Annotated in this window: 6 protein-coding genes; 4 read left to right on the top strand and 2 right to left on the bottom strand. The window is 69.2% G+C overall.

What is annotated here, in order from left to right:
* Positions 1–1,104: ribosome biogenesis GTPase Der (gene der / locus ACO1X9_RS16660; protein WP_486351976.1), on the top strand; the 1,104-nt coding region annotated here is incomplete at its 5' end.
* 30 nt (positions 1,105–1,134) lie between these two features.
* Here der and ACO1X9_RS16655 read toward each other — a convergent pair.
* Positions 1,135–2,241, bottom strand: coding sequence for a 5-methyltetrahydropteroyltriglutamate--homocysteine S-methyltransferase (locus ACO1X9_RS16655; RefSeq protein ID WP_486351975.1), 1,107 nt, complete (start codon positions 2,239–2,241; stop codon positions 1,135–1,137).
* A gap of 41 nt (positions 2,242–2,282) precedes the next feature.
* On the opposite strand from ACO1X9_RS16655, the gene ACO1X9_RS16650 reads away from it, so the two are divergent.
* Entirely contained in the window at positions 2,283–2,876 is a 594-nt protein-coding gene (locus ACO1X9_RS16650) for an MOSC domain-containing protein (RefSeq protein ID WP_486351974.1), read from the top strand.
* On the opposite strand, the gene ACO1X9_RS16645 is transcribed toward ACO1X9_RS16650, so the two are convergent.
* On the bottom strand, positions 2,873–5,239 hold the full coding sequence (locus ACO1X9_RS16645; RefSeq protein ID WP_486351973.1) for an ATP-binding cassette domain-containing protein: 2,367 nt from the start codon (positions 5,237–5,239) through the stop codon (positions 2,873–2,875). The two genes, ACO1X9_RS16650 and ACO1X9_RS16645, sit on opposite strands and share 4 nt — an antisense overlap.
* Before the next feature lie 77 nt (positions 5,240–5,316).
* Here ACO1X9_RS16645 and ACO1X9_RS16640 point away from each other — a divergent pair, with 77 nt between their 5' ends.
* On the top strand, positions 5,317–5,772 hold the full coding sequence (locus ACO1X9_RS16640; RefSeq protein WP_486351972.1) for a hypothetical protein: 456 nt from the start codon (positions 5,317–5,319) through the stop codon (positions 5,770–5,772).
* Between the two features lie 46 nt (positions 5,773–5,818).
* Positions 5,819–6,361 (top strand): DoxX family protein, encoded by a 543-nt coding sequence (locus tag ACO1X9_RS16635; protein WP_486351971.1) that lies wholly within the window; start codon positions 5,819–5,821, stop codon positions 6,359–6,361.
* Positions 6,362–6,531 lie beyond the last annotated feature (170 nt).

Below are 6,531 nucleotides of genomic sequence, written 5' to 3'. Positions count from 1 at the left end.
GTCGCCGCGCAGGCGGAGGTCGCGATCGACCTCGCCGACGCCGTGCTGTTCGTCGTCGACATCAACGTCGGCGCGACGGCGACCGACGAGCACGTCGTGCGGATGCTGCGCGCGACGAAGAAGCCGGTCATCCTCGTCGCGAACAAGTCCGACGACGCGATCAAGGATCCCGAGGCCGCCGCGCTGTGGAACCTCGGGCTCGGTCAGCCCTGGCCGGTTTCGGCGATCCACGGGCGCGGCGTCGCCGACGTGCTCGACGAGGTCATGAAGATCCTTCCCGCGGTCTCCGCGGTCGCGAAGCAGGAGATCGGCGGACCCCGCCGGGTCGCCATCCTGGGCCGCCCGAATGTGGGCAAGAGCTCGCTGCTCAACAAGGCGGCCGGTGAGGAGCGCGTCGTCGTCGACCCGACGGCCGGCACGACCCGCGATCCCGTCGACGAGAACATCGAGCTCGCCGGACGTATCTGGACCTTCGTCGACACCGCCGGCATCCGCAAGCGCGTGCATCTGCAGCACGGCGCCGATTTCTACGCGTCGCTCCGCACCGCGGCCGCCCTCGAGAAGGCCGAAGTCGCGATCGTCGTGCTCGACGTGACCGAGGAGTTGTCGACACAGGATCTGCGGATCATCGAGCTCGTGCTCGAGTCGGGCCGCGCCCTCGTGCTCGCGTTCAACAAGTGGGACCTCCTCGATGACGAGCGGCGACGCTACCTCGAGCGCGAGATCGAGCAGGACCTCGCGCACGTGTCGTGGGCGCCCCGCGTCAACATCTCGGCCCGCACCGGTCGCCACCTCGAGAAGCTCGTGCCCGCGCTCGAGGTCGCCCTCGACTCGTGGGACACGCGCATCCCGACCGGCAAGTTCAACGCGCTGCTGGCCGAGCTCACGGCAGAGCACCCGCATCCGGTGCGCGGCGGCAAGCAGCCCCGCATCCTGTTCGGCACGCAGGCGGCCACGCGTCCGCCGACGTTCGTTCTGTTCACGACGGGGTTCCTCGATCCCGGCTACCGCCGGTTCATCACGCGGCGTCTGCGCGAGGTCTACGGTTTCGAGGGCTCGCCGATCGTCGTCAACATGCGCGTGCGGGAGAAGCGCAAGCGCTGAGCCGGCGCTGACCTCCGGGGCGTCGCGGGACTAGCCCCAGACCTCGCGCGCGAGTTCGACGATCTCGCGCATCTTGGCCCACTGCTGGTCTTCGGTGAGGATGTTGCCCTCCTCGGTGGAGGCGAAGCCGCACTGGGGGCTGAGGGCGAGCTGGTCGAGGGCCGCGAACTCGGTGGCCTCCTCGATGCGCTTCGTGACGTCGTCGGGGTCTTCCAGGTCGCCGCTCTTGGAGGTGATGAGGCCGAGGACGACGATCTTGTCTCCCTTCGGCAGGAACCGCAGCGGCTCGAAGCCGCCGGCGCGTTCGGAGTCGTACTCGAGGAAGTAGCCGTCGTAGTCGCAGCCGGCGAGGAGGTGTTCGGCGACGGGTTCGTAGCCGCCGGAGGAGATCCAGGTCGACTTGAAGTTGCCGCGGCACACGTGGGTCGTGATGACCATGTCGGCGGGCTTGTCGCGCAGCGAGTCGTTGATGAGCTGCACGTACCGCTCGGCGATTCCGTCGACGGGGATGCCGCGTCCGCGGGCCTTCTCGATCTCGGCGGGGGAGCACAGGTAGGCCCACACGGTGTCGTCGAACTGCAGGTATCGGCAGCCCGCGTCGTAGAACGCCCGCACGGCGTCACGGTAGGCGGCGGCGAGGTCGTCGAAGAGAGCCTCGTGGTCGGGGTAGACGCTCGCGTCGACACCATCTGCTTCGAGACGCCAGTGCAGCACGGTCGGCGAGGGGATCGTCATCTTCGGCGTCACCGACGTGTTCGCGGCGAGGAAGCGGAAGTGGTCGAGGAACGGATGATCCGCGGGGAACCCGATCTTGCCGCTCACGTGCGGCGCCTTCGGCTTGGTCTGCACACCGGCGAACTGGATGCCGTGATCGATCTCGATGATGTCGACACCGTCGAGCAGGCCGATGAAGTCGAAGTGCCACCACGACCGTCGGAACTCACCGTCGGTCACCAACTGCAGACCGACTCCCTCCTGCTGGCGGATCAGGTCGACGATCTCGCGGTCTTCGACCGCACGCAGACCCGCATCATCGAGAACCCCTGTTTCATGCTGCGCGCGAGCCTCCTTCACCGCAGCTGAACGCAGGAAGCTGCCGACATGATCGGCGCGGAACGGGGGCGTGGTTCGAGGCACGAGCGCCAGCATAGGGTGCCCCGCGCCCTAGGGTGGTTGCCATGCCCGCCCGTCTCATCGCCGCGTGCGTCGTCACACGACTTCACGACGACCCGGGCACCGTCGGCACGACCGCGATCGACAAGCAGCCCGTCGACGGGCCGGTGAAGATCGGGCGGCTCGGGCTGTACGCCGACGTGCAGGCTGATCGCAAGCACCACGGCGGTGAGGACCAGGCGGTGTACGCCTACTCCGACGAGGATGCCGACTGGTGGGCCGAGCAGCTCGCCCGCGACATCCCTCCCGGGTTCTTCGGCGAGAACCTCCGGGTGGCGGGAGTCGAGACGAGCAACGTGCGCGTGGGGGAGCGCTGGCGCATCGGGACGGGCAAGGATGCGGTGCTGCTCGAGGTGACGCACGCGCGCACTCCGTGCATGACGTTCGCCCGCTGGATGGGGGAGGAGTCGAACGGGTGGGTGCGTCGGTTCTCCGACGCGCGCCGACTCGGCACCTACTTCCGCGTGCTCGAGACGGGTCGGGTGCGCGCCGGCGATCCGATCGAGGTCATCCCGGCACCGGAGGGCTCGCCGACGATCCTCGACGAGTACCGCGGGGTCGCGTCGACCGGCCCGGCCGGTCGGGACGATCCGGCCTAGGCGCCCACGTACGTCGCGAGGTGCTGGCCGGTGAGGGTCGATTTCGCGGCGACGAGATCGGCCGGCGTGCCTTCGAACACGATGGTGCCGCCGTCGTGGCCGGCGCCCGGACCGACGTCGATGATCCAGTCGGCGTGCGCCATGACGGCCTGGTGGTGCTCGATGACGATGACCGACTTGCCCGCGTCGACGAGGCGGTCGAGCAGCCCGAGCAGTTGCTGCACGTCGGCGAGGTGCAGGCCCGTGGTCGGCTCGTCGAGCACGTAGACGCCGCCCTTGTCGGCCATGTGGATGGCGAGCTTGAGCCGCTGACGCTCGCCGCCGGAGAGCGTGGTGAGCGGCTGGCCGATCGTGAGGTAGCCGAGGCCGACGTCGGCCATGCGCTGCACGATCGCCTGCGCGGCGGGGATCTTCGACTCGGGCGCAGCGAAGAAGTCGACGGCGTCGACGACCGACATCCCGAGCACCTCGCTGATGTTCTTGCCGCTGCCTTTACCGCCCAGCCGGTACTCGAGCACCGCCGCCTGGAACCGCTTGCCCTCGCACTCCTCGCAGACGGTCGCGGCGGAGCCCATCGCGCCGAGGTCGGTGTAGATGACGCCGTTGCCGTTGCAGACGGGGCAGGCGCCCTCGGAGTTGGCGCTGAACAGCGCGGGCTTCACGCCGTTGGCCTTCGCGAAGGCGGTGCGGATCGGGTCGAGCATCCCCGTGTAGGTCGCCGGATTGCTGCGGCGCGAGCCCTTGATCGCGCCCTGGTCGACCGACACCACGTCGGCACCCTTCGGGATCGATCCGTGGATGAGGGAGCTCTTGCCCGACCCGGCCACGCCGGTCACGACGCACAGCACGCCGAGCGGGATGTCGACATCCACCTCTTTCAGGTTGTGGCGGGTGGCGCCGCGGATCTCGAGCTTGCCGGTGGGGGTGCGCACCGCGCCTTTGAGCGTCGCGCGGTCATCGAAGTGGCGGCCCGTGAGGGTGTCGCTCGCGCGCAACTGCTCGACGGTGCCCTCGAACTGCACGGTGCCGCCGTTGACGCCGGCCCGCGGCCCGAGGTCGACGATGTGGTCGGCGATCGCGATCGTCTCGGGCTTGTGCTCGACGACGAGCACCGTGTTGCCCTTGTCGCGGAGGCGCAGCAGCAGGTCGTTCATGCGCGCGATGTCGTGCGGGTGGAGGCCGACGGTCGGCTCGTCGAAGATGTACGACACGTCGGTGAGGCTCGATCCGAGGTGACGGATCATCTTCGTGCGCTGCGCCTCGCCGCCGGAGAGTGTGCCCGACGGGCGGTCGAGCGTGAGGTAGCCGAGCCCGATCTCGACGAACGAGTCGAGCGTCTGCTGGAGGTTCTTCAGCAGCGGACCGACGTCGCTCGTCGCGGAGAGGCCGCGCACCCACTCGGCGAGGTCGCTGATCTGCATCGCGCACGCCTCGGCGATGTTGATGCCCTGGATGCGCGAGGAGCGCGCGCCTTCGTTGAGCCGTGAACCGCCGCAGTCGGGGCACGCCGTGAACGTGACGGCGCGCTCGACGAACGCGCGGATGTGCGGCTGCATCGCCTCGACGTCTTTGCTGAGGAACGACTTCTGCACGTTCGGCACGAGGCCGAGGTAGGTCATGTTGATGCCGGCGACCTTGACCTTCGTCGCCTCCTTGTAGAGGAAGTCGTGGCGCTGCTCCGGCGTGAAGTCTTTGATGGGCACGTCGGCGGGCACGAGGCCGGATTCGGTGAAGATGCGCACCGCCCATCCGGTCGCGTTGTAGCCGGGGATCGTGAGGGCTCCCTCGGCGATCGTCTTGTTCTCGTCGAACAGCTCGGCGAGGTCGATGTCGCTCACGCTGCCCATGCCCTCGCAGCGCGGGCACTGCCCGCCGGTGGACACGAACTCGCGCTCGATCTGCTTGCCGCTCGCCGTCTGCGCCGACCCGGTGCCCGAGACCGAGGCGACGTTGAACGAGAACGCCTGCGGACCGCCGATGTGGGGCTCGCCGAGGCGGCTGTAGAGGATGCGCAGCATCGCGTTCGCGTCGGTCGCCGTGCCGACGGTCGAGCGGGAGTTGGCGCCCATGCGTTCCTGGTCGACGATGATCGCCGTCGTGAGCCCCTCCATGACGTCGACGTCGGGGCGTCCGGGGCTCGGCATGAAGCCCTGCACGAACGCGGGGTAGGTCTCGTTGATGAGACGCTGCGACTCGGCGGCGATCGTGCCGAAGACGAGGCTCGACTTGCCCGATCCGGAGACGCCGGTGAAGACGGTGAGTCGACGCTTCGGCAGCTCGACGGAGATGTTCTTGAGGTTGTTCTCGCGGGCGCCCTGGACGCGGATGAGGTCGTGGCTGTCGGCGGGATCGGACGTCGGCATGCGACTACGGTAGCGGCGGGCTCGGACAGCGGCTTCTCGGATGCTGCTCGTGTCGGTTCGTGCGTCAGCATGTGCGCATGACGTTCTCGATCGCCGGCGCGCTCGTGTCGCTCACCGTGCTCGCGCCGAACCTCCTGCTGCTCGTCGCCCCGCCGCGGGACGGGATGCGCACGGCCGACGCGGGTCTGCCGTTCACGGTGCTCGAGCGGGTCGGGCAGGCGGCCTGCCTCGTGACGCCTGCCCTCACCGGATCCGCAGCGGCACCGAACTGGTGGCTCGCGCCGGTGGCGGTCGCAGTCGGCGGATATCTCGCGCTGTGGGGGCGGTACCTCGCGGTGCGGCGATTCGACGTGCTGTATCGGTCGGTCGGCCCGCTGCCGATCCCGATGGCGGTGCTGCCGGTGGTCGCCTTCCTCGGCGCCGGCGTGTGGCTCCAGTCGTGGTGGGTCGTCGCGAGCGCCGCGGTGCTCGCGGTCGGCCATCTTCCGAACAGCTGGGCCACCCGCAGGCTGTTAGCTCGTTCTCTGGGCTGACGCCACCCCCCGCCGCCGCGTCGCGTCGCGAGGTTGACTGGGGTGCATGGGATTCGGACGACTCTTGTTGCGCATCGTGATCGGCGGCATCTTCATCGGGCACGGGCTGCAGAAGCTCACGGGTGCTTTCGACGGACCGGGGCTCGAGGGCACCGAGAAGATGATGGAGAAGACGCGGATGTACCCGACGCGCCGCAACGCCCTCGCGGCGGCGCTCGCGGAGACCCTCGGCGGGGTCGGCATCGTGCTCGGGGCGGGGATGCCGGCAGCGACTGCCGCGGTGACCTCGGCGATGGCGACCGCGACCGCGAAGGTGCACGCGCGCAACGGCTTCTGGAACGCGAAGGGCGGCTACGAGTACAACCTCGCGCTGGCCGCCTCCGCGACGGCGCTCACGATCGACGGGCCCGGACCGCTGTCGGTCGACGCCCTCCTCGGCAAGCACCGGTGGGGTGTGTTCTGGGGGCTGCTCGGGGCCGGCGTCGGCGTGCTCGCGTCGTCGTTCGCGATCGAGGTAGGCGAGGATGCCGCCCCGCCGAACCGCTCGGACGTCAAGCCCTCGTCGGATGAGGCGTCGGGAGCCCGCTAGGGCGGTTCGGCCGGGGCTGTTCGGCTAGGTGTACTGAGCCGGGACCTGGTTGACAGGTTGGGGCTTGAGAATGAGGAGAACCTCCGGGCTTAGTGGAGCTGTCTAGGTCCCACTTCCCGGAGGTTCTCGTGCCCCAAGTTATCCCGCGTCTGTCGCCGTTTGGCAGGGCG

It is taken from the genome of Pseudolysinimonas sp. (genome assembly GCF_057350545.1).
This window is presented reverse-complemented; position numbering and strand designations above follow the sequence as displayed.